At 33.0% G+C, this 26,850-nt stretch carries 28 protein-coding genes; 18 read left to right on the top strand and 10 right to left on the bottom strand.

The window, feature by feature from the left end:
- Nucleotides 1–213: 213 nt before the first annotated feature.
- Nucleotides 214–1,308, bottom strand: a complete 1,095-nt coding sequence (gene ychF / locus QLS97_RS06815; RefSeq protein WP_131994568.1) for a redox-regulated ATPase YchF — start codon at nt 1,306–1,308, stop codon at nt 214–216.
- A 303-nt stretch (nt 1,309–1,611) separates the two neighbouring features.
- Between ychF and QLS97_RS06810 the strand changes: the two genes are divergently transcribed.
- The 3 genes from QLS97_RS06810 to QLS97_RS06800 all read left to right on the top strand — a co-directional run bounded on the left by QLS97_RS06810 (nt 1,612) and on the right by QLS97_RS06800 (nt 5,748).
- Nucleotides 1,612–4,260, top strand: a complete 2,649-nt coding sequence (locus tag QLS97_RS06810; RefSeq protein WP_282715255.1) for a TonB-dependent receptor — start codon at nt 1,612–1,614, stop codon at nt 4,258–4,260.
- Between the two features lie 94 nt (nt 4,261–4,354).
- Nucleotides 4,355–5,095 (top strand): class I SAM-dependent DNA methyltransferase, encoded by a 741-nt coding sequence (locus QLS97_RS06805; RefSeq protein WP_282715253.1) that lies wholly within the window; start codon nt 4,355–4,357, stop codon nt 5,093–5,095.
- Between the two features lie 116 nt (nt 5,096–5,211).
- Entirely contained in the window at nt 5,212–5,748 is a 537-nt protein-coding gene (locus QLS97_RS06800) for a hypothetical protein (RefSeq protein WP_282715252.1), read from the top strand.
- A gap of 71 nt (nt 5,749–5,819) precedes the next feature.
- Here QLS97_RS06800 and QLS97_RS06795 read toward each other — a convergent pair whose 3' ends face one another.
- A complete protein-coding gene (locus QLS97_RS06795) occupies nt 5,820–6,170 on the bottom strand; it encodes a 4Fe-4S dicluster domain-containing protein (RefSeq protein ID WP_073207893.1) in 351 nt (116 codons plus the stop codon).
- Nucleotides 6,171–6,305: 135 nt separating this feature from the next.
- On the opposite strand from QLS97_RS06795, the gene QLS97_RS06790 reads away from it, so the two are divergent.
- The 6 genes from QLS97_RS06790 to QLS97_RS06765 all read left to right on the top strand — a co-directional run bounded on the left by QLS97_RS06790 (nt 6,306) and on the right by QLS97_RS06765 (nt 11,180).
- Complete coding sequence (locus QLS97_RS06790) at nt 6,306–7,364, top strand: acyl-CoA reductase (protein WP_282715250.1); 1,059 nt, start codon at nt 6,306–6,308, stop codon at nt 7,362–7,364.
- 93 nt (nt 7,365–7,457) lie between these two features.
- Nucleotides 7,458–8,528, top strand: coding sequence for a 3-phosphoserine/phosphohydroxythreonine transaminase (serC, locus tag QLS97_RS06785; RefSeq protein ID WP_282715248.1), 1,071 nt, complete (start codon nt 7,458–7,460; stop codon nt 8,526–8,528).
- A 160-nt stretch (nt 8,529–8,688) separates the two neighbouring features.
- Complete coding sequence (locus tag QLS97_RS06780) at nt 8,689–9,639, top strand: D-2-hydroxyacid dehydrogenase (RefSeq protein WP_282715246.1); 951 nt, start codon at nt 8,689–8,691, stop codon at nt 9,637–9,639.
- A gap of 95 nt (nt 9,640–9,734) precedes the next feature.
- The gene (locus tag QLS97_RS06775) at nt 9,735–10,298 is read left to right on the top strand and encodes a DUF937 domain-containing protein (protein WP_282715244.1); all 564 of its coding nucleotides are present in this window, start codon (nt 9,735–9,737) and stop codon (nt 10,296–10,298) included.
- Between the two features lie 112 nt (nt 10,299–10,410).
- Nucleotides 10,411–10,845, top strand: a complete 435-nt coding sequence (locus QLS97_RS06770) for a DUF6146 family protein (RefSeq protein WP_282715243.1) — start codon at nt 10,411–10,413, stop codon at nt 10,843–10,845.
- 32 nt (nt 10,846–10,877) lie between these two features.
- Nucleotides 10,878–11,180: a DUF6787 family protein gene (locus QLS97_RS06765; RefSeq protein ID WP_282715241.1), complete on the top strand. Its 303-nt coding sequence runs from the start codon at nt 10,878–10,880 to the stop codon at nt 11,178–11,180.
- A 14-nt stretch (nt 11,181–11,194) separates the two neighbouring features.
- Here the strand turns inward: QLS97_RS06765 and QLS97_RS06760 are convergent, their stop codons facing one another.
- On the bottom strand, nt 11,195–11,494 hold the full coding sequence (locus QLS97_RS06760) for a hypothetical protein (protein WP_282715240.1): 300 nt from the start codon (nt 11,492–11,494) through the stop codon (nt 11,195–11,197).
- Nucleotides 11,495–11,536: 42 nt separating this feature from the next.
- The gene (gene msrA / locus QLS97_RS06755; RefSeq protein ID WP_282715560.1) at nt 11,537–12,085 is read right to left on the bottom strand and encodes a peptide-methionine (S)-S-oxide reductase MsrA; all 549 of its coding nucleotides are present in this window, start codon (nt 12,083–12,085) and stop codon (nt 11,537–11,539) included.
- 245 nt (nt 12,086–12,330) lie between these two features.
- Here msrA and QLS97_RS06750 point away from each other — a divergent pair, with 245 nt between their 5' ends.
- From QLS97_RS06750 to QLS97_RS06740, 3 genes are all read left to right on the top strand, one after another.
- Complete coding sequence (locus tag QLS97_RS06750; protein ID WP_282715238.1) at nt 12,331–12,993, top strand: ABC transporter ATP-binding protein; 663 nt, start codon at nt 12,331–12,333, stop codon at nt 12,991–12,993.
- A 72-nt stretch (nt 12,994–13,065) separates the two neighbouring features.
- Nucleotides 13,066–13,830 (top strand): TIGR02757 family protein, encoded by a 765-nt coding sequence (locus QLS97_RS06745; RefSeq protein WP_282715236.1) that lies wholly within the window; start codon nt 13,066–13,068, stop codon nt 13,828–13,830.
- 116 nt (nt 13,831–13,946) lie between these two features.
- Nucleotides 13,947–15,299 (top strand): DEAD/DEAH box helicase, encoded by a 1,353-nt coding sequence (locus QLS97_RS06740; RefSeq protein ID WP_282715235.1) that lies wholly within the window; start codon nt 13,947–13,949, stop codon nt 15,297–15,299.
- Between the two features lie 64 nt (nt 15,300–15,363).
- Here QLS97_RS06740 and QLS97_RS06735 read toward each other — a convergent pair whose 3' ends face one another.
- Nucleotides 15,364–16,476 carry a lactonase family protein gene (locus tag QLS97_RS06735; RefSeq protein ID WP_282715233.1) on the bottom strand — a complete coding sequence of 371 codons (1,113 nt, stop codon included), beginning with the start codon at nt 16,474–16,476 and terminating at the stop codon, nt 15,364–15,366.
- A gap of 182 nt (nt 16,477–16,658) precedes the next feature.
- Between QLS97_RS06735 and QLS97_RS06730 the strand changes: the two genes are divergently transcribed.
- The 4 genes from QLS97_RS06730 to QLS97_RS06715 all read left to right on the top strand — a co-directional run bounded on the left by QLS97_RS06730 (nt 16,659) and on the right by QLS97_RS06715 (nt 20,979).
- The gene (locus QLS97_RS06730) at nt 16,659–18,587 is read left to right on the top strand and encodes a BatA domain-containing protein (protein ID WP_282715230.1); all 1,929 of its coding nucleotides are present in this window, start codon (nt 16,659–16,661) and stop codon (nt 18,585–18,587) included.
- 120 nt (nt 18,588–18,707) lie between these two features.
- Nucleotides 18,708–19,961: a dihydroorotase gene (locus tag QLS97_RS06725; protein WP_282715228.1), complete on the top strand. Its 1,254-nt coding sequence runs from the start codon at nt 18,708–18,710 to the stop codon at nt 19,959–19,961.
- A gap of 39 nt (nt 19,962–20,000) precedes the next feature.
- On the top strand, nt 20,001–20,327 hold the full coding sequence (locus QLS97_RS06720; RefSeq protein ID WP_282715226.1) for a hypothetical protein: 327 nt from the start codon (nt 20,001–20,003) through the stop codon (nt 20,325–20,327).
- 4 nt (nt 20,328–20,331) lie between these two features.
- Nucleotides 20,332–20,979, top strand: coding sequence for an alpha/beta hydrolase (locus QLS97_RS06715; protein ID WP_282715224.1), 648 nt, complete (start codon nt 20,332–20,334; stop codon nt 20,977–20,979).
- A gap of 7 nt (nt 20,980–20,986) precedes the next feature.
- Here QLS97_RS06715 and QLS97_RS06710 read toward each other — a convergent pair whose 3' ends face one another.
- The 3 genes from QLS97_RS06710 to QLS97_RS06700 are packed head-to-tail and all read right to left on the bottom strand — an operon-like array spanning nt 20,987 to nt 22,709.
- A complete protein-coding gene (locus QLS97_RS06710; RefSeq protein ID WP_282715222.1) occupies nt 20,987–21,430 on the bottom strand; it encodes a hypothetical protein in 444 nt (147 codons plus the stop codon).
- A 2-nt stretch (nt 21,431–21,432) separates the two neighbouring features.
- Nucleotides 21,433–21,933 carry a hypothetical protein gene (locus tag QLS97_RS06705; protein WP_282715220.1) on the bottom strand — a complete coding sequence of 167 codons (501 nt, stop codon included), beginning with the start codon at nt 21,931–21,933 and terminating at the stop codon, nt 21,433–21,435.
- Nucleotides 21,934–21,944: 11 nt separating this feature from the next.
- Nucleotides 21,945–22,709 (bottom strand): MBL fold metallo-hydrolase, encoded by a 765-nt coding sequence (locus QLS97_RS06700; RefSeq protein WP_282715219.1) that lies wholly within the window; start codon nt 22,707–22,709, stop codon nt 21,945–21,947.
- A 94-nt stretch (nt 22,710–22,803) separates the two neighbouring features.
- On the opposite strand from QLS97_RS06700, the gene QLS97_RS06695 reads away from it, so the two are divergent.
- The gene (locus QLS97_RS06695) at nt 22,804–24,264 is read left to right on the top strand and encodes a TonB-dependent receptor (protein WP_121342546.1); all 1,461 of its coding nucleotides are present in this window, start codon (nt 22,804–22,806) and stop codon (nt 24,262–24,264) included.
- 223 nt (nt 24,265–24,487) lie between these two features.
- Here the strand turns inward: QLS97_RS06695 and bcp are convergent, their stop codons facing one another.
- A complete protein-coding gene (gene bcp, locus QLS97_RS06690; protein WP_099714757.1) occupies nt 24,488–24,940 on the bottom strand; it encodes a thioredoxin-dependent thiol peroxidase in 453 nt (150 codons plus the stop codon).
- An 89-nt stretch (nt 24,941–25,029) separates the two neighbouring features.
- Here bcp and QLS97_RS06685 point away from each other — a divergent pair, with 89 nt between their 5' ends.
- Nucleotides 25,030–25,680, top strand: a complete 651-nt coding sequence (locus tag QLS97_RS06685; RefSeq protein ID WP_282715216.1) for an endonuclease III domain-containing protein — start codon at nt 25,030–25,032, stop codon at nt 25,678–25,680.
- 302 nt (nt 25,681–25,982) lie between these two features.
- Here the strand turns inward: QLS97_RS06685 and QLS97_RS06680 are convergent, their stop codons facing one another.
- Nucleotides 25,983–26,567, bottom strand: coding sequence for an RNA polymerase sigma factor (locus QLS97_RS06680; RefSeq protein ID WP_282715214.1), 585 nt, complete (start codon nt 26,565–26,567; stop codon nt 25,983–25,985).
- Nucleotides 26,568–26,850: the final 283 nt, after the last annotated feature.

The raw sequence follows: 26,850 nt of genomic DNA, 5'->3' as shown, positions 1-26,850 counted from the left end.
CGATTTTACCCCAGAATGAAACGGAAAGCATTTTTACCATCAATCTCTTTTTTCTAAGACAAAAAAGGAGCTTCCTTTGGTCGCTCTTTTTTTGTCTTAGAAAAAAGAGATTGATGGTAAAATCTTGATGTGGAAAGCTGGAATTGGGTACATAAAAAAAGTCGAAAGTTATTGCTAACTTTCGACTTTATGACTTTCGACTTTATGACTTTTTTAGACGTTAAATCTAAAATGCATTACATCGCCATCTTTAACAATATATTCTTTTCCTTCTACTTTGAATTTCCCTGCTTCTTTACACTTAGCTTCTGAACCGTAATGAACGAAATCTTCATAAGCAATAACTTCGGCACGGATAAATCCTTTTTCGAAATCAGTGTGAATAACTCCTGCAGCTTGTGGTGCAGTTGAACCAACATCTATAGTCCAAGCACGAACTTCTTTAACTCCTGCCGTAAAATAAGTTTGTTGTTTCAATAATTTGTAAGCGGCACGAATCAATACTGATGCTCCTGGCTCACTTAAACCCATATCTTCTAAGAAAACCTGACGTTCTTCGTAGCTTTCTAATTCTGTAATATCAGCCTCAGCACCTACAGAAAGTACGATAACTTCAGCATCTTCGTCTTTTACCAATTCACGAACCTGATCTACATACTTGTTTCCGTTAACTGCTGAATTTTCATCCACGTTACAAACGTATAATACTGGTTTTGCAGTAATCAATTGGAAACCTTCCATCAGAACTTCTTCGTCATTGTTTTGTGGCGTTATCGTTCTAGCAGATTTCGCTTGAAGTAACGTTTCTCTAATTCTGTTCAACAACGCTTCTTCAACGATTGCTTCTTTATTTCCAGTTTTGGCGGCACGTTTTACTTTTTCTAAACGTTTTTCAACATTTTCTAAATCTTTCAACTGCAACTCAATATCAATTGTTTCTTTGTCACGAATTGGGTTTACATTTCCGTCAACGTGAACTATATTATCATTATCAAAACAACGTAAAACGTGAATAATTGCATTACATTCTCTGATGTTTCCTAGAAACTGATTTCCTAAACCTTCTCCTTTACTAGCTCCTTTTACTAATCCTGCAATATCAACGATATCAACAGTTGCCATTTGCACACGCTCTGGTTTTACTAATTCTTCCAGTTTTTCTATTCTGGAATCCGGAACATTTACAACACCTATATTAGGTTCGATAGTACAAAAAGGAAAATTCGCACTTTGCGCTTTGGCATTAGATAAACAATTGAATAATGTTGATTTTCCAACATTTGGTAATCCTACAATTCCTGCTTTCATATGTAGATAATATTTGTTTTTAATGGAATATTGTATCGCAATCTAAATTTTGCTCTAAAACATAACGATTGAGAGTTTATGATCTTTTTCTTAACCAATAACCGTTGCCAGTTAAAAGTTTAGCATTTACTTTAAAAGTTTGCAAATATAAGATTTTATAAATGTTTAAACTAAGTAAAAATTGTAGTTTAAACAGGTCTGATATGTTTTTTATAAAAAATTAAACGATATGCTAATCTTTTGTTAAAAAAAAATTATATTGCAACCGATTTTAAACCAAACAAAAACCAAACACAACTTATTATGAAAAAATTTGCATTATTATTATTTCTATTAAACGTCTCGTTTCTTTTTGCACAAAAAGAAGTCTCGGGCGTTGTAAAAGACAACACCGGCAACCCTTTGCCTGGTGTAAATATTGTTGAAAAAGGGACACAGAATGGTGTTTCTACTGACATGGACGGTATGTATAAGATTAAAGTAAAAGAGGGTGCTACTTTAGTTTTTAGTTATGTAGGGTTTTCTAAATTAGAAAAAGCCGCTACAGATGCAGTAATAAATGTGGTTTTATCAGAAGAAGGCGGACAGAATCTAGACGAAGTTGTAGTTACGGGAACCAGAACGGCACCGAGAAGTAACACGACATCCGCGCTTCCAATAGATGTATTGTCTTCAAAAGATTTGACATCAACTGGACAAGCTTCATTTGACAAAGCGTTACAGTACAAAATTCCATCTTTCAACACGGTTCAAACACCAGTAAATGATGCAACTTCATTATTGGATCCTTATGAAATCAGAAACATGGGACCTAGTAGAACTTTAATCCTTATCAACGGGAAACGTAAAAATTTAAGTTCATTGTTATATGTACAAACGTCTCCGGGACGTGGTGAAACAGGCGCAGATATTTCTGCAATTCCTACTGATGCTATCGAAAGAGTAGAGATACTTCGTGATGGCGCATCTGCTCAATACGGTTCTGATGCTATTGCTGGAGTTATGAATATCATCTTGAAAAAGAATACAAACGGTGGGTCTGTAACTGTAAGAAGCGGAATGACTTCTGAAGGTGATGGTGAAATGTTAGGAGTAAGCATGAATAATGGTTCTACTGTAGGAGATAAAGGATTTGTAAATTATACAGTTGATTTTTCTAAAGTAAATTTATCTAACAGACCGGGAACAGTAGATGCTGCTGGTGAAGCAGGAGATTTTGGAGCTTCTCTATCAGATGTTCAAGCCTTCCTTGCTAAAAAACCAGATGCTGGAAATATAAATGGATCTCCAGAAACTGCAGCTGCTAAATTCTTGGTAAATGGTGGATTTAGTTTATCTGATGAAACATTATTATATTACAATGCTGCTTATGTTTACAAAAAAGTAAACTCATTTGCTAATTACAGAACTCCATATTGGAGAACTTTAGCTGATTACCCATTCCTAAAAGACTTTTTTGGAGACGGAACACCAGCTTCTTATTTAGGTTACGTACCAACATTTACAGGAGATTTAAATGATTACAATGCTACATTGGGATATAAATCAACAAAAAACGATTGGAATACTGACGCCAGTATTACTGTAGGTGGAAATACACAAACTTATTCAGTTGACAACTCTTTTAACAGATCTGACATTCAAGATGCTGATGGAAATAATGTTTACCTAGAGAATAGTCAAATCTCTTTTAAACCAGGAGGAACTTCTTTCAATCACGTTGTAGGGAATTTAGACATCTCTAAAGTATTATCAGATAAAATCAGTATTGGTTTTGGATCTGAAATCAGAACAGAAACTTTTGAAGTAACAGAAGGAGACAAAGGTTCTTGGGATGGAATTGGAGCTGATTCATTCGCCGGTAACAGACCTGAAAATTCAGGAAAATGGAACCGTTATAATTTAGGTGCGTATTTTGACCTTGCTTATGATGTAACAGAAGATTTCTTGATTAATGGTACTGTTCGTTATGAAGATTATAGCGATTTTGGTGGAGCAACCGTATGGAAATTGAGTTCTAGATATAAATTTTTAGATGATAAAGTTACATTAAGAGGATCTGTATCTACTGGATTCAGAGCTCCTACTTTACACCAAATTTACACTCAAAAATCTCAATATTCTTTCGTTCCTGGAGAAGGAATACAAGTAAGCGGAATTATAAATAACGTTTCTCCGCAAGCACGTCAATTAGGAATTGATCGTTTAGACGCTGAGAAATCAACAAATATAACTGTTGGAATTGGAGCAAAACCTACGAAAAATTTTAATTTTACAGTAGATTACTATAACATTAAAGTGGAAGACAGAATTGTTTTAGGAGATATTGTACCTACTAGTTTTGGAGATGTTGCTTGGTTTGAAAACTCATTTGACTCTAGAACTTCAGGTTTAGATGTAGTTGCTAATTACAACAACATTCAATTAGGAACTGGAAAACTTGGATTCAATTTATCTGGAAACGTAACTTTTCAAAATGAAAGAATCTCTCCAGTAAAAAGCAACAATTTTAGTGCAACACTAGATGCATTAATGTTTTCTTCTAGACCAGAAACAAAATGGATTTTAGGAGCAAACTACGAAGTTGGAAAATTTGGTTTTTCTCTTAACAACACTTATTTTGGAAAATCTACATTTAAACAAGCTGGTTTAGATTCTAATTTAAGAACTGAATTTACTCCTAAAATTGTTACAGATTTAGGGATTACTTTCTCTGCTACTGACAAATTAACTTTGGCATTGAATGTAAACAACTTGTTGAATATACTTCCTGAATGGGAATTTAAAGCAGAAAATGCAGCTGGAACAGCTATTTTAAATGACCCTGCTCAAGTAAAAAATCAATCTAATTTGATCACTTTCAACCAACGTTATTCTCAAATGACGTATGATGGATATCACTTTAGCCAATTAGGGACTATGTTTAATTTATCTTTAAACTATAAATTCTAATTAAGTTTTGAATAATTTAAAAGGGCTATCTTTCGATAGCCCTTTTTTTATTTCATTTATTCTCCCTAAATTTAGTTCTTTATAGACAAATATCATGGCAAATCTTTATGACGGAAAAATGGCGGCAATTTTTGATGCTATGTACCAAACCTTTATTGATTATGATGAAGAGTATCATTTTTATAATAGTTTAATCCAAGAAAAAAATTGCAAAACTATACTTGAAATTGGCAGTGGTACAGGAAATCTTGCCAAACGATTCCAGGAAAACAATCAAGATTACATTGGTCTGGATTATAGTCAAAGCATGATTGCAATCGCCAAAGAGAGGAATAAAAACGGCACTTTCATACATGGCGACATGAGAGATTTTGAACTTGAAAAACCAGTTGATTGCATCCTCATTACCGGACGCTCCACCAGTTATTTAATAACAAATGAAGATATAAACAACACTTTTGAATCTATTCATAAAAACCTAAATAAAGACGGAGTTCTTATTTTTGATTTTATTGATGCCAATAGATTTATTCCTTTTACCAAAGAGAATGAAATCATAATTCATGAAGCAGAATATGATTCAATAAAATATTATCGAAACAGCAATTGGAAAACAACTTCATCAGAAAATTTTATGCTGGAGTGGACCGCACAATATTATACCTTGAAAAATGATGAAAAAGAAATAATTGCAGATGATTTTTCTACAGTTCGCATTTTTACCTTAAATGAAATACAATTGTTTTTATATCTAAATGACTTTGAAATCATTAGAACAATTGACCGAAAAACCTATGCTTATGACACTTTTGTAATTGTTGCTAGACAAAAATAAAAACATAGTTTTATCTCCCTTTATGTAAATTATATAATCTTTTATCATAATTACGTAACAAGTACTCCGCCAGAGGATTGTAAATTTGTTTCATATTAATCACAAAATTAAATATTATGAAAACTATAATTCTTGGAATGGTTACTTTTCTATTTTCAGTAAATATTCAAGCTCAAAATAAAAATGTTAAATCGGAAGTTAAAACGACAGTTACTACTGTAAAAAGTTCTGATGGCCAAAAAAAATCAATAAAAACTCAAGAAGTAAAAGAGATTCAAAAAATTGAATTAAAAGACGCCGAATCTAATGCTTTAAACAAAGAAAGAAAAGAAACACCGGTTGAAGTAACGGCTATTACTAGCATTACCGCAAATGGAGTTACAAATATTGTTGATGTAGACAGATCAGCATATTATGATTTAAACGGAGAGAAATACCAAGTCAAATTAGCTGAAAGTGGATATACTATATACCAACCTAATGCTGAAAAAGCAGCTGTTTTAAGAAAAACATCAAACAACAACTATATTTATAGTTCAAAAAACAAAACTTCTTATGGTTACTTTGATGCTAATGGAAATTTAGTTTTGGAATCCTATGATGACAAAACAGATAAGATAACGGTAGAAACTTTTGTAATTATCAAAAAATAATCTATTACGGAATACAACAAAAAAATCCTGAACAATAGCTCAGGATTTTTTTTTAGATTAAAATTTAATCTTTATTCGTTATGTAAAAACGCTTGTCTATTTAATAACGTTTCTTCGCTTTCTACATGATTATCATCCGGAATACAACAGTCTACAGGACATACTGCAGCACATTGTGGCTCATCGTGAAAACCTTTACATTCCGTACATTTTCCTGGTACAATGTAATACACTTCGTCAGAAATAGGAGTTTGAGCTTCATCAGAATCAACTTCGGTACCATCCGGCAAAATTACTTTCCCTTTAAGTTTTGTTCCGTCTTTATATCTCCAGTCATCTGCTCCTTCGTATATTGCTGTATTTGGGCACTCTGGTTCACAAGCACCACAGTTGATACATTCGTCTGTTATAATAATTGCCATTTTTCTATAGTTTTAAAGTCTTAGTATCAAATGTCAAACGCCAAAATTCTTTTGACATTAGGACTTTTGACTTTCGACATATTTATGCTTATTTTTGTGCAAAATTACAATCAAAACTATTCATAAGCAAACATTATGACATTAGAAACAAAAAAAAGTGTTTTTGTTGAATTAGGAAAATTCTTAAGTCAATTTTCCGAAGATAATACCTCTAAGAATCCGACTGTTTTGCACAACAATCTGTTTTTTGAAGATTTTATAGAATTAATAAAATTATCTCAATCTCATAATGGATGGTATACGCCGGAACAAGTCTATTTTGCTATCCAATCTTGGGCAGAAGCATTAACTGCAGAAAACTTAAATCAATGGCTTTCGGCTTATAATTTTCAAATAAAAGAACCTAAAAACATCGCCTTAATTCTTGCCGGAAATATTCCGTTAGTGGGTTTTCATGACTTTCTTTCGGTTTTAATTACAGGAAATAATGTATTGGTGAAAACATCCTCAAATGACCAACATTTGTTGCCGTTTTTAGCAAAATACATCATAGCAGTTGACCCTAAATTAGTCAATAACATCACTTTCGTAGATGGAAAATTAGAAAATTTCGATGCTGTAATAGCCACAGGAAGTAATAATACTGCTCGTTATTTTGAATATTATTTCAAAGACAAACCTTCTATCATTCGAAAAAGCAGAAACTCAATTGCAGTTTTGAATGGAAAGGAAACTAAAGAGCAACTAGCTGCTTTAGGGGAAGACATATTCCGATATTTTGGATTGGGCTGTCGCAATGTTTCAAAACTTTTTGTACCAAAAGGATATTCCTTTGTTCCCTTTTTTGAAGCAATATTTGAATACCAACACGTTATTCATTATGAAAAATACGCTAACAATTACGATTACAACAAAGCCGTTTTCCTGATGAGTAATTTCAAATTATTGGATAATGGTTTTTTGACAATAAAAGAAGATCAAAGCCATGCATCGCCCATTTCTAGTATATTTTATGAGTTTTATGATGACATCAATGATTTGAAAACTAGATTGCAATCAGAAAACGATAAAATTCAGTGCATTGTAAGTGACAATCTTATAGAGAACAGCATTGGCTTTGGGCAAACCCAAAAACCTAAATTGTGGAATTACGCAGATAACACCGATACTATTTCGTTTTTGTTAACAACATAGTTGAAATATGTTTAATTATTTCGAATTATTTAACGCCTTTTAAATTCCTATTGCCGAAATTTGCACTTTAATTTTTTGGACTTAAACTACACCATGAAAAAACACAACTACAGCGCAGGACCTTGTATTTTACCACAAGAAGTTTTTGAAAAATCAGCACAAGCAATATTAAATTTTAACGATTCTGGATTATCGCTTTTAGAAATTTCGCATAGAAGCAAAGACTTCGTTGCCGTAATGGATGAAGCAAGAGCAATTGTTATTGAACTTTTAGGCCTTGAGGGCAAAGGATATCAAGCATTATTTCTTGCTGGCGGAGCAAGTTTAGAATTTTTGATGGTTCCTTATAACTTAATGAAAGAAGGCGGAAAAGCGGCTTATCTTGATACCGGAACATGGGCTTCAGCCGCTATAAAAGAAGCAAAATTTTTTGGAGATACAGTTGTTGTAGCTTCATCAAAAGAACAAAATTACAATCACATTCCAAAAGGATATACTGTCCCTGCAGATGCTGATTATTTCCATTGCACAAGTAACAACACTATTTTTGGTACACAAATGAAGGAATTCCCGTCACTTGATATGCCAATTGTATGTGATATGAGTTCTGATATATTTTCAAGAGAATTGGATTTTTCTAAATTTGATTTGATTTATGCAGGAGCTCAAAAAAATATGGGTCCAGCTGGAACTACTTTGGTTGTTGTAAAAGAAGAAATTTTAGGTAAAAATGGCAGAATAATCCCAAGCATGTTGGATTATACTAAACATATCAAAGCAGAAAGTATGTATAATACTCCACCTGTTTTCCCTGTTTACGCATCGTTATTGACTTTACAATGGTTGAAAAACCTTGGTGGAATTGCTTCTATTGAAAAAATAAACAATGCTAAAGCAGCATTACTTTATGGAGAAATAGACAGAAACCCATTATTTAAAGGAGCTGCAGCTGTAGAAGATCGTTCTAACATGAATGCTACTTTCTTATTGAATGATGAAGCACACGCTGCAACATTTGATGCAATGTGGAAAGCAGCAGGAATATCTGGATTACCTGGACATCGTTCAGTAGGTGGTTACAGAGCTTCTATGTACAACGCACTTCCGTTAGAAAGTGTTCAAGTATTGGTTGATGTAATGAAAGAATTAGAGTCAAAAGTTTAATCGTTAATTTGGTTATTTGTTTAATCGAAATAACCAAAAAACAAGAAAACAATATCGTGTTGATTTAATTATTTAAATCAACAATCAAATTAATTAATAATTCAGTTATTTTTTATCCAAAATACGATTAAACAAATAACGAATAAACAAATAAACATAAATGAAGGTATTAGCCAACGATGGAATTTCTAAAAGTGGAATTCTAGCTTTAGAAAAAGGTGGATTTGAAGTTATAACTACAAAAGTAGCTCAAGAACAAGTAGCTAATTTTGTAAACGAAAATAATGTAAGTGTAGTTTTGGTACGTAGTGCGACTAAAGTTCGTAAGGATATCATTGACGCTTGTCCAGGATTAAAAATTATAGGTCGTGGTGGTGTAGGAATGGATAATATTGATGTGGATTATGCTAAAAGCAAAGGAATTCACGTAATAAACACTCCAGCTTCTTCATCAGAATCAGTTGCAGAATTGGTTTTTGCACACTTATTTTCTGGTGTTCGTTTTTTACACGATTCTAATAGAAATATGCCTCTTGAAGGAGATACAAACTTTGAAGGTTTGAAAAAAGCTTATGCAAACGGAATTGAATTAAGAGGGAAAACTCTTGGAGTAGTAGGAATTGGCCGTATTGGTCAGGCTACTGCTAAAATGGCACTAGGTTTAGGCATGAAAGTAATTGCTGCTGATATGTTTATCCCACAAGTTGATATTAAAGTGGAGTTTTTTGACGGGCAATCTATCACAACTACTATCGTTTCTCAATCATTGGAATCTTTATTCAAAGAAGCTGATTTCATCACATTACACGTTCCTGCTCAAGATGGTTACATCATTGGAGAGAAAGAATTGGCAATCATGAAAAACGGTGTAGGTATTGTAAACTGTGCTCGTGGTGGTGTTATTGATGAAGTTGCATTAGTAAAAGCACTAGACAGCGGAAAAGTATTATTCGCAGGATTAGACGTTTTTGAAAACGAACCAACTCCTGAAATGACTATTTTGATGAATCATAAAATCTCGTTGACTCCTCATATTGGGGCTGCAACTGGAGAAGCTCAAGACAGAATTGGTACTGAATTAGCTTCACAAATCATTAGCATATTAGGCTAGTATTTTAGACTAAATAAATGAAAAGGGATTTATTAACTTTGTTTAATAAATCCCTTTTTTTATTAAATTTGATTTCTAATTTTAAAATATTTTCCATGTTTGAACAATTAACACAATTAGCACAACAGTTTGGGGTCGAATCAGTTGTTAAAAACCAAGCAATTCCAAACGAGCATAATGAAGCCGTAATGACTGAAGCCAGCAGTTCTATTTTTTCTGGATTACAAAAAATAGTTTCAGAAGGCGGAGCAGATCAGCTTGCGGGATTATTTCAAGGAAACAATGCACAAAACACCTCTAATCCTCTAATTCAAAAATTAACGGAACAACTTACTGGTAGTTTGGGAGAAAAATTTGGCTTCAATAGTGAAACTGCCTCCGGTGTTGCAGGAAGTTTAATTCCTCAAATTTTAGGTTCGTTAGTCAATAAAGCTAAAGATCCTAATGACAGCAGCTTTCAAATTTCTGATGTGATAGCGGCTATTTCTGGTGATAGTACCCAGAATTCTGGCATAATGGAGGCAATATCTAAATATGGAGGTCAATTTGGTTTGGACCAAAATGCAGATGGTAAAGTAGATATCAGTGATGCCATGTCAGCCGTAACAAAAAAAGGTGGCGGGCTTGGAAGTATACTTGGCAAACTCTTTGGAAAATAATAAAAATAAAATATTTATAAAAAATCACCTACTCATTGTAGGTGATTTTTTATGTTAAAACGCTACTAACAAATCATTTAATTTTGTAAATTTAATATTCAATTTTTTGATTATGAAAAATAGTGTTTATCTATTAGCAATTATTCTAGTTTCTATTTTTAGTTGTAACACTTCAAAGTCTAATTTTCCAAGTACTGAAAATACTGTTGCAACTCAAGGCGATACCGTGCGAATTGCTAATGACGAGCTAGAATATGAAGTTATCATTATTGATCCCGGTTTTAGTACGTGGCTTAATTCAAGAGCATACCCAAGAGGATATTATTCTCAAAGCTATTTAGAAAACAAAAACCAATTTTACATCAGCGAGTGGAATAGCCGTGTTTTACAGCCTATGCGATTTGATCCAAATTTATATGAAATGTCTATCAATTATGATCCAAATATTGATTATGGCTACGAAGTAAATTATTTGATCTACAATTACATGATTTATTTTCAAAATACCTATAAACAAAAACTTTTTGGTTTAGTCCCCATCAGATAATGTTACTATATTTGTAATCATTATAAATAAAAATGAATAAACTAAAACAACGTTGGGGAATTGAGACAAATTTCCAACTCATGATCATATTTATCGTTTTTGCGATTACTGGTTCGGCTTCAGCATGGTTGTCAAAACCATTTTGTTTTTGGTTGGGAATTACAAAAGAAGATTTAGGATATTGGTTTACACCAGTGCGATTAATTTTAATTTTCCCTATATACCAAGTGCTTTTAGTCCTAATTGGATTTCTTTTTGGGCAGTTCAAATTCTTTTGGGCATTCGAAAAAAAGATGCTGAAACGTATGGGATTAGGATTTCTTTTTACAGAATAACAAAAACGCCTCAATTACGAGGCGTTTTTGTTTTTAATCCAATAATTATAAATCCAAGTCAATGTAAATGTTGGTATAAAATCCGAAAAAGGTAAAATTTCTTCCAGAAAAGTAACCACACCTCCTACTCGTCCTATGGTTCCTTTATACATCCAAGTCATTAAAAATCCCGCCAATGGCGCCCAAATCACATCGGAAAACTCGCCAACCAATGGAACCGTAAACGATACTAATCCTATTGCATCAAACAGAATTCCTAATATAAGATTCCTTGTTTTATTGTTTTCTGCACTAACGGGCACTTGCTCTGTCATACTATTTCAATTTATCAGAAAATTGTACAAATCTGATGCCAATTATTTTTTCAGCTTGTCTTGATACACTTTTTTCAGCTTCTCAATTTTTGGAGTAATTACATAACTGCAATATCCTTGGGTTTTGTTTTGATTGTAATAATTTTGATGATAATCTTCGGCTTCATAAAATTTAGAAACTGCAGAGATTTTAGTTACAATTGGTTTTCCAAATGTATTCTCGCTGATCATTAAAGCGATATAATCTTCAGAGAGTTGCTTTTGAGTAGGATTGTGATAAAAAATTTCACTACGATATTGTGTACCAATATCATTTCCCTGACGGTTCAACGTAGTCGGATCATGTGTGGCAAAAAATATTTCCAATAGTTCTCCAAAACTTACTTCTTTAGGATCAAAAGTAATTTCAATAGCTTCCGCATGACCCGTATCTCCATTACAAATATCCTTGTACGTTGGGTTTACAGTAGTGCCGCCAATATATCCTGAAACAACTTTTTTTACTCCATCCAGTTCTAAGAAAACTGCTTCTGTACACCAAAAACAACCTCCTGCAAAGGTTGCAACTTCCAATCCGTTTTGTATTTCCATATTTTTTGTTTCTTTACTTTTTGGCACAATACTATTCTTTTCTTTTGCACAAAATGAAAAAGGCAATAGTGCCAGAAAAATACCAATTATTTTTTTCATCATTACCGATTTAGAATCAAATTTATCCATTAAAACGAACTGATTATTCGATATTAACTAAAGTTTATATTTTGTCAAAGCAAAATATATTGGGATGCATTTAATAATCATTAAAATCTTTGTTTCTTTGTCAAAACAGTTTCAAAATGATACAAGCCAAAAATCTACATAAATATTACGATCAACTACATGTGTTGAAAGGAGTCGATTTACATATTCAAAAAGGAGAAATTGTCTCTATCGTTGGTGCTTCGGGAGCCGGAAAAACAACTCTTTTGCAAATCCTTGGAACTTTAGACAAGCCAACCGTTGAAAACGGAATTGAATTGCGCATCAACAATGAAGACATTCTGACTATGAATGACAAAACCTTATCTAAATTCAGAAATCTAAATTTAGGTTTTATTTTTCAATTTCATCAATTATTACCTGAATTTACTGCATTAGAGAATGTTTGCATTCCCGCTTTCATTGCCAATAAACCAAAACCGGAAACTGAGATTGAAGCAAAAAAACTGCTGACTTATCTTGGACTTTCCCATAGAATGAATCATAAACCCAATGAACTTTCCGGCGGGGAACAACAACGTGTGGCTGTGGCCAGAGCGCTGATTAATAAACCAGCCATCATTTTTGCCGATGAACCTTCGGGAAATCTCGATACTGCTTCGGCTGAAAACTTACATCAATTATTCTTTAAATTGCGTGATGAGTTGGGACAAACTTTCGTGATTGTAACACACAATGAAGATTTAGCCAATATGGCCGACAGAAAATTAATAATGGTTGATGGAATGATTAGCAACTAAAAAAGGTTGAAGTTTCAGGTTTAAAGTTCATTGAAACGACGAACCACTTTAAATATTAAACTTTAAATAAAAATGAATTCTTCAGAACTCAAATCTTTCCTCGACGAAAAAGTGATACAATATAATACACTCGACTTCATCGAAAGTGATCCTGTACAAATTCCGCATTTATTTTCACAAAAAGAAGATATCGAAATTGCTGGTTTTCTGAGTGCTACAATCGCTTGGGGGAATCGCAAAATGATTATCAAAAATTCTCATAAAATGATGGATTTAATGGGAAATGCACCTTATGATTTTGTCATGTCACATTCCGAAAATGATTTGGAACGACTAGAAACTTTTGTTCATCGAACTTTTAACGGACAGGATTTTGCAAGTTTTATTAGAAGCCTAAAAAATATCTATGAAAACCATAATGGATTAGAATCCGTATATGCTAAAAACCAAGAGTTAAAAACCATGCAAAACAGCATCTCGGAATTCAAAAAGACATTCTTCGAAATTCCCCATCAAATTAGAACACAAAAACACATTTCAGACCCTCTGAACAATTCTGCAGCCAAGCGAATAAACATGTATTTACGCTGGATGGTGCGCCAGGACACTAAAGGTGTCGACTTAGGAATATGGAAAAGTATTTCTCCAGCTTCTTTATCCTGTCCTTTGGATGTGCATTCCGGTAATGTAGCGCGAAAACTAGGATTGCTGACCAGAAAACAAAATGACGCAAAAGCATTAGCCGAATTAGATTTAAGACTTCGTGAATTCGACCCGATTGATCCCGTTAAATATGACTTTGCATTATTTGGATTAGGGGTTTTTGAAAAATTTTAAGTTAGATGAGCTAGACTCCTTCGATTTTTAGATTAATTTTAAAAACCTGAAATCTAAAAATATAAGAATCTAATGAAGTCTAAAATTTAATGTACCTTTGCACAAAATTTAAGCAAATGAGTACTTTCGAACAATTCAATCTCCCTAAATCTGTGCAAAAAGCAATAGATGATTTAGGATTTACTTCTCCAACTCCCATCCAGGAAAAAACTTTTTCTGTGATAATGTCTGGAAGAGATATGATGGGAATTGCACAAACTGGTACTGGTAAAACATTTGCCTATCTTTTGCCTTTATTAAAATTATATAAATTTACTCCGGGACATACTCCTAAAATAGTAATTTTGGTTCCTACACGTGAACTTGTCGTGCAAGTAGTGGAAGAAGTAGAAAAATTGACAAAATACATGTCGGTTCGTACTGTTGGTATTTTTGGAGGTGTCAACATCAATACTCAAAAAACAACCGTTTATCAAGGCTGCGACATACTAGTGGGAACTCCAGGAAGAATCATGGATTTAACGCTGGATAATGTGATTCGTTTTGAAGAAATGCAAAAGCTGGTAATCGATGAGTTTGACGAAATGCTTAATTTAGGTTTCCGCACCCAATTGACTGCTATTTTGGCCATGATGCCTAAAAAACGTCAAAACATACTTTTTTCGGCAACTATGACGGATGAAGTAGATGCTATTTTGAATGACTATTTTGATTATCCGGAAGAAGTTACACTTTCGGCATCAGGAACACCATTGGAAAACATCAAACAAATTGCCTATAATGTTCCCAATTTCAATACCAAAATAAACCTTCTAAAACACTTATTGCAAAACAACGAAGACATGAGTCGTGTTTTAGTTTTTGTAAATAACAAGAAGATTTCAGATATGGTTCACGAACGTATCGAAGAAGATTTTGAGGGTCAGTTTGGAGTAATTCACTCGAATAAATCACAAAATTACCGTTTGAGTACGATGGCTTCATTCCAAGAAGGAAATCTCCGTGGTTTAATTACTACTGATATTATGGCAAGAGGTTTAGATATTTCGAATATCACCCACGTTGTCAACTTTGAGATGCCTGAAATGCCAGAATTGTACATGCACAGAATTGGTAGAACCGGTCGTGCAGATGCTACAGGAACTGCAATAAGTCTTATCGCGCCTCGTGAAGAAGAATCCAAAGTGGAAATAGAAGTGCTGATGAATATGGAATTAGCAATCGAAGCTTTCCCGGAGACAGTTGAAGTGTCATCAAAATTAATCGAACCTGAAAAAGACAGACAACCGATTAAGTTTATGATGAAAAAACAGAAACTTGACGGAGATGGCGCTTTTCAAGAGAAAAGTAAAAAGAATAAGAAAGTTAATTTAGGTGGACCAGGTGTAACAAAGAAAAAAACGCACGGTTCTGTAAATAGAAATATGCTAAAAACCAGAGACAAGAAGAGAAAAGACAAGAATAAATAGTACTAAAAAAAGGCTAAAAATGAGTATCATTTTTAGCCTTTTTTTTTGTGATCATAATTTCATTTTAATTCTTTGTAAAAACCAAACAAACCGGCGAACACAAAGCAATCTTTTTTCCAGTATCTGTAAGTGCTCCCGTATTTTTATTTCTTTTAAAAATCACTACATTATTGGTATATTGATGTGCTACCAAAAGAAAATTTCCAGTTGGATCAATTGCAAAATTTCTGGGTCCTTTCCCTAAAGTACTTGTTTGTCCTTTCAATAGTAATTTTCCGTTTTTTAGGATTTTAAAAATTGTAATCGTATTTGCTTCACCACGATTGGATGCATATAAAAATTTCCCGTCAGGCGAAATATGAATATCTGCAGAACTGAAAGTTCCTTTAAAGCCTTTGGTTAAAATAGTCGTTTCATCAATCTTTTTTAATATTCCGTTTGAATAACTAAATACCGTTAACGCTCCGTCAAGTTCCTGTAATAGATAAACAAATTTTCCGTCTTTACTGAACGTCAAATGTCTTGGTCCACTTCCAGATTTCACTGAAATGCTATCTTTTAATTCTAAAACAGTAGTAGCAGCATTAGGATTATAAGCATAAGAATACACTTTGTCATTCCCTAAATCATTGGACAAAATAAACTTTTTGTCTGGAGAAAAATGAACCATATGTACATGAGGACCTTCTTGTCTTTGTACATTAATTCCTTTTCCATAATGTTGAATAACTTGCTTTGCTTCAGCAAGACTTCCGTCGTTATTTTTACCAAAAACGGAAATATTCCCACCGGAATAATTGGCAACTATCACATTTTTATCATCGTTTATAATGTAACAAGGATCAGCGCCTTTTGAACTTTGTTTGTTGATTAAGTCTAATTTTCCGCTTGCTGGATTATAACTAAAAGAACTTACTGTACTTTCAGCACCAAACTCATTTACGGCATAAATAAAGTTACTCTCCTTTGAAACGGTCAAATAACTTGGATTTATAACTTTTTCAGTAGCATTTTTAAAACTGAAATCACCTGTTTTTGAATCAAAATCATATACATAAATTCCTTTGCTGTCACAATTTTGGGTGTAGGTTCCAATCAGTAAATTGAATTTATTCTTTTGCGCCTGAACACTTGTAAAAATGAAAATTAATAGAAGAACAGCAAACGGCTTTTTCATGTTTTTAAAATTTATTAGAAAGCTAAAATACACATTATATTCATAATGAATGTCAATTGTTTATTCCTTTGAAAAATTATAACAACTTCAACTAAAACTGTCAACAAATTTGTATTTTTGACTCATAGAATTCAATGAACACCGTTGAAAACAAAATCCAGTGAAGTAAACTCAACCTCAGAATGCATTTTAAACATCCCGAAATTTTATACTTTCTGTTCTTGTTGATTGTTCCAATTCTGGTTCATTTATTTCAATTACGCCGTTTCAAAAAAGAATATTTCACCAATGTTCGTTTCTTAAAAGCACTTTCCATTCAAACCCGGAAAAGCTCTAAAATCAAGAAATGGTTGCTTCTCGCCTGCCGTGTATTATTACTGACGTGTATTATTATAGCATTTGCTCAACCTTTTTTTGAGTCAAAAGACAGTAAAAATGCCAGCAATGAGCTGTATATTATTTTGGATAATTCTTTTAGTATGCAAGCCAAAGGCAAAAAAGGAGAATTGCTAAAAAGAGCCGTTCAGGAATTACTTGAAGAAACTCCGGAAAATGTAAATTTTTCTTTGCTCACCAATTCCGAAAATTATTGGAACACCGATATAAAGTCGGTTCGTAGTGCTTTGCAAAATCTAAAATACAGCGCTACTCCGTTCCAATTGGACAATATAATGGCAAAAATAAAAGCCCATAAATCAGCTTTTAAAAAGGATATCGTTATCATTACTGATGCTGTTGGTCTTAATGAAAAACAACTGAAAAATAGTGACGCAACTGATTCTCCTTTATTTATAATCCCAAAAGCAGAACAAAAAAATAATGTATCAATTGATAGTGTTTTCATCAATAAAACATTAGAAAATTTTTATGAAATTAGTGTCCAAATATCCGGTTATGGAGATGATTTTAACCCGATTCCTATTTCTTTATACAATGAAAACAAGCTCATTGCGAAGACAATAGTAACTTTAGACACAAAGAAAAAAAATCTCAACTTTACGATTCCAAAACAATCCTTTCATGGCTATTTTTCTATAGTTGACAATGGGTTGACATATGATAACACGTTGTTTTTCAGCATTACTAAAACTAAGAAAACCAAAATAATCAGCATTGGAGAACTGGGAAAAAGCAACTTTCTTTCCCGAATTTACACCAGTGAAGAATTCAATTTCAACAATTATACTTTAAGCGCATTAGATTACAATAAACTGGAAGAACAAGATGCGATTGTTTTAAATGAATTGGATGAAATTCCACAAGCTTTGGCGACCACTTTGAAATCTTTTGTAGAGAAAGGCGGCAATTTAATTGTGATCCCTTCGACAGTAAGTTCAACTACAAATATGAATTCTTTTGTCTCGAATTTTGGAAACCTTACATTCAATTCTTTAGAAAACAGAGAAAAGCTGATTACTAAAATCAACTTCAATCACCCTATATTTAATAGCGTTTTTGAAAACAAAGTGACTAATTTTCAGTATCCAAAAACAAAAAGTTCCTTTGCATTATCCAGCTCCAGTCCAGCTGCTTTGTCTTATGAGGACCAAAGTGTTTTCTTGACTTCAATAGCAAATTCCGTTTCAGCGGTTGCTGTTTTTGCAGCTCCCATCAACACCGAAAATTCAAATTTCCAGCAATCTCCATTAATTGTGCCTACATTTTACAAGATGGCGATGAACAATCAAAACAACGGCATCAATGCTTTGATAATTGGAAATAACAACCCGCACTTGACCGAAGCATCATTAAACAAAGACGCTATTTTAACGGTAAAAGGCTTGGACGAACAATTTATTCCTATTCAACAAATTCTGAATAATAAAGTCAAAATGACTTTCAATGATTATCCAGAACAAGCGGGAAATTTCAGCATTTACAATAAAAAAGAGTGGATTGAAAACATCAGTTTCAATTACAACAGAACCGAAAGTGATTTGGCTTCAGCCAATGACAATATTCTTTCGGACTATAAAACAATCGAATCAATCCCATCGCTATTTAACACTTTACAAACTGACAGAACAGATAATCAAATTTGGAAATGGTTTGTTATCTTTGCACTGTTATTTATAATAACCGAAATGGCAATTATACGATTCGTAAAGTAAATAACGAAGGTTCAATACTTAAAAAATCAATATGAAATGAGCATGACCGTAATTTGGTCGTAAAAGTTAATGCAACTATGCGAATTACATATTCCATTAAAAAACAAATATTATCTACATATGAAATTAATCATCAGAGGCGCCAAAATTATCGATTCAAAAAGTCCCTTTCATAATAAGACTGCAGATATTTTAATTGTTGATGGTTTTATAAAAAAAATTGGAACATCGCTTCCAAATCCAGATAAAGCAGAAGAGGTAAAACTTGATAATTTACATGTTTCACAAGGTTGGTTCGACAGTAGCGTTTCTCTAGGAGAACCTGGTTTTGAAGACCGAGAAACGATATCAAACGGACTTAATGTGGCTGCCAAAAGTGGTTTTACGGCAATCGCATTACAACCCAACTCCTTTCCTATTATTGACAATCAATCCCAAGTGAATTTTGTTTTGAATAAAGCACTCGGATTTGCGACTCAGCTGTATCCTATTGGCGCTTTGAGCAAAGAAAGTGCAGGAAAAGACATGGCCGAATTGTATGATATGAAAAAAGCGGGAGCGGTTGCTTTTGGAGATTATAATAAAAGTTTGGATAATGCTAATTTGCTGAAAATTGCCTTACAATACGTTCAGGATTTTGATGGATTGATTCTTGCTTTTTCCCAAGACGAAAATATAAAAGGAAACGGAGTTGCGAATGAAGGCATAGTTTCTACCCGATTAGGCTTGAAAGGAATTCCAAATCTTGCCGAAGAATTACAAATCGCAAGAAATTTATTTCTGTTAGAATATACCGGAGGAAAACTTCACATTCCGACGATTTCGACTAAAAAATCAGTTCAATTAATCAAAGAGGCTAAAGCCAATGGACTAAATGTAACCTGCAGTGTCGCTGTACATCATTTGGTTTTGACCGATGAAAAATTGGAGGGTTTTGATACCCGTTATAAAGTTTCGCCGCCACTTAGAACTGAAACCGATAGAAAAGCATTGCTGAAAGGAATAAAAGAAGGAACAATCGATATGATTACATCCGACCATAATCCGATAGATATTGAACACAAGAAAATGGAATTTGATGGTGCCAAAAATGGAACGATTGGAATGGAAAGTGCTTTTGGTGCTTTGATGACCGTATTGCCATTAGAAACCGTAATAGATAAATTGACCGCTGGAAAATCTACATTCGGTATTGATATCCAAATCATAAATGAAGGTTCTAAAGCAAATATTACCTTATTTAATCCTGAACCAAAAAGCATTTTCACAAAATCGTCGATTCTATCGAAATCAAAAAATTCCGCATTTTTGGAAACAGAAATCAAAGGAAAAGTTCTTGGAATTGTGAATCAAGGAAAATTAATTTTAGCATAAATAAAAAATCTCACCAAACTCAAAGTGAGCACAAATAAAATGAATAACACTACCGAAACAGGAAAAACTGCCGCCATCACCAGCTATATTTTAGGAATTGGCGTATTTATAGCGATGTCCATGAACTCCGAAGACAAAAATGCGTTTGCTTCCTTTCATATACGCCAAGGACTGGGACTCACATTAACTTTTATTTCATTGGGATTAATCATCAGCAATTTTGACAGCTTAATGATTTCAGCTCCAATGTGGATTTTCGTATTTGTTTTATGGTCTTATGGCATTACCAGTGCTATAAAAGGAGAAACAAAACCAGTTCCTTTATTGGGAACTTATTTTCAAAAATGGCTTAAAAACATATCATAATCCGATGAATTTATCTTTAGAATATAAAATACGAGAACCTAAAATAAAATTAGACAAAAATCCTCTTATCCTTTTATTACATGGATATGGCAGCAATGAAGAAGATTTATTTTCATTTGCTACTGAACTTCCAGAGGAATATTATATTATCTCAGCACGAGCTCCTTACGACTTACAATACGGCAGTTATGCTTGGTACGCGATAAACTTTGATGCGGATCAAAATAAATTTTCAGACCACGAACAAGCTAAAATTTCAAGGGATTTAATTGCTGGATTTATTGATGAGTTAATTGCTAATTATCCAATCGATGAGACACAAATTGCTTTAGTTGGCTTCAGCCAAGGTTCAATCTTGAGTTATGCTGTGGCACTTTCTTACCCAGAAAAAGTTCAAAAAGTGGTAGCTATGAGCGGCTATTTGAATTTAGAAATTGTGGCTGAGGATTATCTTAAAAACAACTTTACTAACTTGAAAATATTTGCTTCACACGGAACAGTAGACCAAGTAATTCAAGTAGAATGGGCTAGAAAAACACCTGCAATACTAGAAAATTTAGGAATAAATATAACCTATAAAGAATATCCTGTGGGTCATGGAGTGGCACCACAAAATTTTTATGACTTTAAAAATTGGTTAGAAAATAACTAACCGATTTTTATTGTCCTGTATATTTAATTTCTTCTGCTTTTTTCAAAACATAACCTTTCCAAGGAATCAATTGCCAATCATCCTTAACCCATGGTTGGCCTTCGGATTTTCTCTCTAAAATAATAGACTCCTTTTGGGTATCCAGAAATAATTCTGCTTTATTTCCATTATTTTCAAAAATCACAAAAGCTGATGTAGTTGCAGTTTCTCCGCTTTGCTCGTAATGATTTAATCGAGTTCCGATTTCAAAAACCCGGATACACTCCTTTCTCAACACAGACCAAGTATAACCTGCAGAAACTTTACAACCGTGTTCATCCAAATCTCCACCTACTAATTGTGGTTTTTCTTCTTTTAGAATTGGACTCTTAGATTCCTTTTTTTGATCCATTTGCTTTGCACAAGAAAAAGCAAAAATGATCATTACCGAAAAAAACAATCCCTTTTTCATACTTATTTTTGATATAATAATGATTGATTTACTTCAAATGAAATACTATCATCAGCATTTACAAAATATTTCAACAAAACTTCTCCCCAAATTTCGCCGTCACTAAAATCTGCAATAATCCATCTGTGGTTCAGGACTCTTACTTTATTGATAATGAATTTATTAACTCCAATTTGATCTTGACCAGTATAAGGATTCCCTTTTGGATTGGAATTAAAATCTAATAATTTTTCGGTAACAACAGGAATTAATTTTTCGTATTGAATTATTTTATCTGAACTTCCTGAATCAAAATAATTTTGGGCGTTTTCGTTTTTAGCCAAAGAAAAATAGTTGGCATCAGCTAACTGATTCGAAACTAAACGTAGACTGTCTCTTAACTTTTTTGTAGTTTTTTCATACCTTGTTTGTTCAAATGTCACCTGTTTACTCAAAAACATATAAGTAAAAATTGAAGAAAGTACCGCTAAAATAGTGAGATAAAGGAATAATGATTGTTTCATTGTAAATTGAATTATAGTGTAATTTCTAAATTGTCGTACGCTAGAAAAACATTTGGAGGAAGGTTTTTTTGAACCTCTTCATGGTATCCCATAATATGACTAATGTGTGTCAGATAAGTAGTTTTTGGTTGCACCAAAGTTATAAAATCTAATGCTTCTTTCAAATTGAAATGCGTATCATGAGGCTCTTCTCGTAACGCATTTATTACCAATACCTTCAAATTTTTTAATTTTTCAATTTCGCTTTTTTCAATAGTTTTCACATCGGTCAAATAGGCAAAATCATCTATTCGATACCCAAAAACCTGAAGATTTCCATGCATTACATCAATAGGAATTACCGTTTTATTTCCTAGAGAAAATGGTTCATTATTGACAACTTCTATAGTAGCAACAGAAGGTGCGCCCGGATATTTATTTACCGTTTCAAAAACGTAGCCAAACCGCCTTCTCAGATTATCTATAACCCTTTGATGTGCATAAATTGGAATTTCTCCCTGCTTGAAATTAAACGGACGAATATCATCTATTCCTGCTGTATGGTCAGCATGTTCGTGGGTAAACAGGATTCCATCTACTTTTTGACAATTTGAAGAAAGCATTTGCTGTCTAAAATCAGGTCCGCAGTCAATAACAAAAGAATGATTTCCCCAAGAAATCCAAACGGAAACTCTTAGCCTTTTGTCTTTAAAATCAGTGCTTTTACATACTGGATGATTGCTCCCAATAACAGGAATCCCCTGTGATGTACCAGTTCCTAAAAAATATACCTTCAATTTTATTGCTTTTATTTACAAAAATAGGGTTAATTATCTTTCATTAGAAACCTATTTCATTAACTTTGCAACATATTAGCCATATTAAAAGAAAATGGATACAGAAATAAAATTAAAAGGTGATAAAATCATCGAACAAATCCCTTCGATTAAAGATAAAGCACTCCGTATCAATTTGAATGAAAACATTTACGGAACTTTTGCAGAAATTGGGGCTGGACAGGAAACTGTAAGACATTTTTTTAGATCTGGTGGGTCTTCCGGAACAATTGCAAAGGCAATGTCAGCCTATGACAAAGACTTTAGTGATGCCGTATATGGCGTTGAAGAAGACGGCCGTTACGTAACCGAAAGCCGACTTAAAAAAATGCTTTCTCATGAAGTAAATCTGATAGAAAAAAGATTGAGCAGAGAAAAACATCCTAATAAAATGTTTTTTAGTTATGCCAATACTGTAGCTACGATAGATTTTGCAAAACAATTCAAAGGACATGGTTGGGTTGGAATTAGTTATCAAATTGAACCAGATGAGGATTATAACGAAATTATCATTCACATTCGATTTAAAGAAACTGATGTCCGCTTGCAACAAGAAACGCTTGGTATTCTTGGTGTAAACTTAATTTATGGAGCATATTATAAATACAATGATCCTAAACGATTGTTGCGTTATTTATACGATCACCTAGATAAAGATCAATTAGAAATAGACACTATAAATTTCTCAGGACCTCGTTTTGCTGATGTTGACAATCGTTTGATGAGTTTACAATTAGTAAAAAACGGAATGACTGATGCGGTAATGTTTAACCCTGAAGGTAAAAACATTCTTCCTGCAGCAATTTTATACAAGAAAAATATTCTTGCTTTTAGAGGTAGTTTTCGTCCCGTTACAAAAGTGAACATGGACATGTATGAGAAATCATTAAAAATGTTCCTGAATGAGAATAAGGTAAATGCCGAAAACACATTGGTAGTTTTTGAAATTACATTATCAAACTTACGTTCTGATGGTGAAATCGATGAAAGAGATTTTATGGATAGGGCTGAATTACTATGTTCACTTGGACAAACTGTAATGATTTCAAACTTCCAGGAATACTATAAAGTGGTGGAATATTTTGCTAATTATACCAAAGCCAGAATGGGATTAGCCATGGGCGTGAATAATTTAGTAGATATTTTTGATGAGAAATATTACCGTCATTTAAGTGGTGGAATATTGGAAGCATTTGGAAAATTATTCTATCGCGATATGAAAGTTTTCTTGTATCCAATGATTGGAGAAGACGGAGAAATCATCACATCAGAAAACTTAAAAGTACATCCTAGAATGAAAGAATTATACAAATTCTTTAAATTCAACGGAAAAGTAGTTGACATAGATGATTATGACCCTTCTATTTTAGAAGTTTTCTCTCGTGAAGTTTTAAATATGATTAATAATGGAAAACCGGGTTGGGAAACAATGCTTCCTACTGGTATTGCAGAAATAATAAAAGAACACCGCCTTTTTGGGTATGACCCAAATAAAGTTTTGAAGGAAAGCAATTAGCGAATAGTGATCAGTAATCAGTTTTTAGTGTTCAGTTGCTAGTCCTAATAACTATCGGAATCAGTCATGAAATTTCGATTTAAATTACAAAACAAAGTCCAGAATTGAGGTCATTTAACATCTCAACTCTGGACTTTATTTTGTTTGTCAAAATTTAATTTCAGTTTTTGTATACTTATTTGTAATTGCAGTAACTGAACACTAAAAACTGATTACTGAACACTTACTTCAATATCTGAGCGGCATGAGCCTTAGTTTTCACATCTGAAATCACATCTTCGATAATTCCTTTTTCATCAATTACAAATGTTGTTCGGTGAATACCGTCATATTCTTTTCCCATAAACTTCTTTGGTCCCCAAACTCCAAAAGCCTGAATTACCGATTTATCCTCATCAGCAAGTAACGGAAACGGAAAATCAAATTTTTCTTTGAATTTAGCTTGTGCTTTTTGCGCATCGGCACTAACGCCTAACAGCTCATAATTATTAGCTTGGAATCGTTCGAAATTATCTCTTAAATCACACGCTTCTGCAGTGCAACCTGGCGTATTTGCTTTTGGATAAAAGAAAACGACTAATTTTTTACCTGCATAATCCGCTAATTGATGTGATTTTCCGTCTTGGTCCAGACCAGAAAAATTAGGTGCTTTATCTCCTTTTTTTAATGTTGTCATTATTTATATTTTTTATTTATTTGAATTGAAATTGAATTTTGCTATTGCCAATGAAATTGTTTTTCTTTACAAATCAAATTTAATGAATAATGAATAAACAAGAACGTGTAACGTTTGTTATAAATACGTTAAAAGAGTTATACCCAACGATTCCAGTTCCTTTAGACCATAAGGATCCTTATACGTTATTGATTGCTGTTTTACTTTCGGCACAATGTACAGATGTTCGCGTGAACCAAATCACACCGTTACTTTTTGCGAAAGCGGACAATCCTTATGATATGATAAAAATGTCTGTTGAGGAAATTAAGGAAATCATTCGTCCCTGTGGCTTATCGCCAATGAAATCAAAAGGAATTCATGGTTTATCCCATATTTTAATTGACAAACATGGTGGAAAAGTACCTCAGAGTTTTGAATTTTTAGAGGAATTACCTGCGGTAGGACATAAAACGGCAAGTGTTGTAATGTCGCAAGCCTTTGGAGTTCCTGCTTTTCCTGTTGATACTCACATCCATAGATTGATGTATCGATGGAATTTAACAAACGGAAAAAATGTTGTTCAAACAGAGAAAGATGCGAAACGTATTTTTCCTGAAGAACTTTGGAATGATCTACACCTTCAGATTATATGGTACGGGAGACAATATTCTCCGGCTCGTGCTTGGGATTTAGACAAAGACATTATCACTAAAACAATTGGAAGAAAAACGGTCATTGATTCTTACCATAAAAAATAAACCTTATGGAACAAAAAATTCCACTATTAAAAAATAGTGGGATTTTAATAATTTAAAACCAAATTAAATATACTTTAGATCATCCATAATTGGAATTAAGCTATTTTAATTCGATATGATTTCGAAACTTTTATTGTCTATTTTTATTATGCTCAACGCTTTGGAATAGCTTAATAAGAAAGAAATTGTTTCTTTACTTGGTTTCCTGTTTTTTGAAACTGATGCTTTTTTTGAGTAAGTTTTTGCCATAGAGTAATATATATTTTTCTTTATATTACAACGCAGCAAGTTTAAACATATTGTTAATTGGTCAAAACAATTTGGTGTTTGTCTATCACTTTTCTCAAATTCATCAGAGCATAACGCATTCTACCTAAAGCGGTATTGATACTAACTCCAGTCGATTCTGAAATTTCCTTAAAGCTCATATCTTGATACATTCGCATCACCAATACTTCTTTTTGATCCGCTGGAAGTCCTTCGATTAGCTTTTTTAAATCCATTTCGACTTGTTCCGAAATTATTTTATTTTCTATCGTCTGACAATCATCTGACATTATGGAAAAAATAGAGAACTCTTCGGTTTCTCTAAACATAGGCATTTTTTTTGTTTTCCTGTAATGATCTACAACGAGATTATGGGATATACGCATAACCCATGGTAAGAATTTACCTTCTTCATTGTATGAGTTTGATTTCAAAGTTTTAATTACTTTGATAAAAGTATCTTGAAAAATATCGTTGGTAATGTCTTTATCCGGAATTTTCGAATAAATAAAACCATAAATTTTTGATTCGTGCCTTTTTATTAGTTTAGCTAAGGCATCCTCGTTACCTGCGACATAATCCTTTACTAATGACGCGTCAGGGAGTTGTATATTAACCATAATAATACTTTTTAGTTTTAAAATAAAATAAGAGATGTCTCTAAAAAGTAGTTTTTTATTATAGGCTAGTGTTTATTTAGGTTTGTTAAGTTTTCAAATTTAACTAATTATTGTTTTAACATGCAAGTAAAATTAATAAAAATTAACAGAACAAGACTGAAATTTGTTAAAATTTTTCTTCTTTTTTTTACATTCCTGTAAAAATAGGATGCTGACGAATAGTAAAGGAGTCTTTTTTCTAAAAATGAGTTCTGAAACTAAAAAAAACAAAATAAAGCCTGAT

Source organism: Flavobacterium yafengii (assembly GCF_030010375.1).
In the GTDB taxonomy this organism is placed as follows: Bacteria; Bacteroidota; Bacteroidia; order Flavobacteriales; family Flavobacteriaceae; genus Flavobacterium; species Flavobacterium yafengii.
This window is presented reverse-complemented; position numbering and strand designations above follow the sequence as displayed.

Bases quoted from the DNA above. Each gene is read 5' to 3' on its own strand.
- ychF (WP_131994568.1), bottom strand. From the start codon at position 1,308: ATGAAAGCAGGAATTGTAGGATTACCAAATGTTGGAAAATCAACATTA.
- QLS97_RS06810 (WP_282715255.1), top strand. From the start codon at position 1,612: ATGAAAAAATTTGCATTATTATTATTTCTATTAAACGTCTCGTTTCTT.
- QLS97_RS06805 (WP_282715253.1), top strand. From the start codon at position 4,355: ATGGCAAATCTTTATGACGGAAAAATGGCGGCAATTTTTGATGCTATG.
- QLS97_RS06800 (WP_282715252.1), top strand. From the start codon at position 5,212: ATGAAAACTATAATTCTTGGAATGGTTACTTTTCTATTTTCAGTAAAT.
- QLS97_RS06795 (WP_073207893.1), bottom strand. From the start codon at position 6,170: ATGGCAATTATTATAACAGACGAATGTATCAACTGTGGTGCTTGTGAA.
- QLS97_RS06790 (WP_282715250.1), top strand. From the start codon at position 6,306: ATGACATTAGAAACAAAAAAAAGTGTTTTTGTTGAATTAGGAAAATTC.
- serC (WP_282715248.1), top strand. From the start codon at position 7,458: ATGAAAAAACACAACTACAGCGCAGGACCTTGTATTTTACCACAAGAA.
- QLS97_RS06780 (WP_282715246.1), top strand. From the start codon at position 8,689: ATGAAGGTATTAGCCAACGATGGAATTTCTAAAAGTGGAATTCTAGCT.
- QLS97_RS06775 (WP_282715244.1), top strand. From the start codon at position 9,735: ATGTTTGAACAATTAACACAATTAGCACAACAGTTTGGGGTCGAATCA.
- QLS97_RS06770 (WP_282715243.1), top strand. From the start codon at position 10,411: ATGAAAAATAGTGTTTATCTATTAGCAATTATTCTAGTTTCTATTTTT.
- QLS97_RS06765 (WP_282715241.1), top strand. From the start codon at position 10,878: ATGAATAAACTAAAACAACGTTGGGGAATTGAGACAAATTTCCAACTC.
- QLS97_RS06760 (WP_282715240.1), bottom strand. From the start codon at position 11,494: ATGACAGAGCAAGTGCCCGTTAGTGCAGAAAACAATAAAACAAGGAAT.
- msrA (WP_282715560.1), bottom strand. From the start codon at position 12,085: ATGGAAATACAAAACGGATTGGAAGTTGCAACCTTTGCAGGAGGTTGT.
- QLS97_RS06750 (WP_282715238.1), top strand. From the start codon at position 12,331: ATGATACAAGCCAAAAATCTACATAAATATTACGATCAACTACATGTG.
- QLS97_RS06745 (WP_282715236.1), top strand. From the start codon at position 13,066: ATGAATTCTTCAGAACTCAAATCTTTCCTCGACGAAAAAGTGATACAA.
- QLS97_RS06740 (WP_282715235.1), top strand. From the start codon at position 13,947: ATGAGTACTTTCGAACAATTCAATCTCCCTAAATCTGTGCAAAAAGCA.
- QLS97_RS06735 (WP_282715233.1), bottom strand. From the start codon at position 16,476: ATGAAAAAGCCGTTTGCTGTTCTTCTATTAATTTTCATTTTTACAAGT.
- QLS97_RS06730 (WP_282715230.1), top strand. From the start codon at position 16,659: ATGCATTTTAAACATCCCGAAATTTTATACTTTCTGTTCTTGTTGATT.
- QLS97_RS06725 (WP_282715228.1), top strand. From the start codon at position 18,708: ATGAAATTAATCATCAGAGGCGCCAAAATTATCGATTCAAAAAGTCCC.
- QLS97_RS06720 (WP_282715226.1), top strand. From the start codon at position 20,001: ATGAATAACACTACCGAAACAGGAAAAACTGCCGCCATCACCAGCTAT.
- QLS97_RS06715 (WP_282715224.1), top strand. From the start codon at position 20,332: ATGAATTTATCTTTAGAATATAAAATACGAGAACCTAAAATAAAATTA.
- QLS97_RS06710 (WP_282715222.1), bottom strand. From the start codon at position 21,430: ATGAAAAAGGGATTGTTTTTTTCGGTAATGATCATTTTTGCTTTTTCT.
- QLS97_RS06705 (WP_282715220.1), bottom strand. From the start codon at position 21,933: ATGAAACAATCATTATTCCTTTATCTCACTATTTTAGCGGTACTTTCT.
- QLS97_RS06695 (WP_121342546.1), top strand. From the start codon at position 22,804: ATGGATACAGAAATAAAATTAAAAGGTGATAAAATCATCGAACAAATC.
- bcp (WP_099714757.1), bottom strand. From the start codon at position 24,940: ATGACAACATTAAAAAAAGGAGATAAAGCACCTAATTTTTCTGGTCTG.
- QLS97_RS06685 (WP_282715216.1), top strand. From the start codon at position 25,030: ATGAATAAACAAGAACGTGTAACGTTTGTTATAAATACGTTAAAAGAG.
- QLS97_RS06680 (WP_282715214.1), bottom strand. From the start codon at position 26,567: ATGGTTAATATACAACTCCCTGACGCGTCATTAGTAAAGGATTATGTC.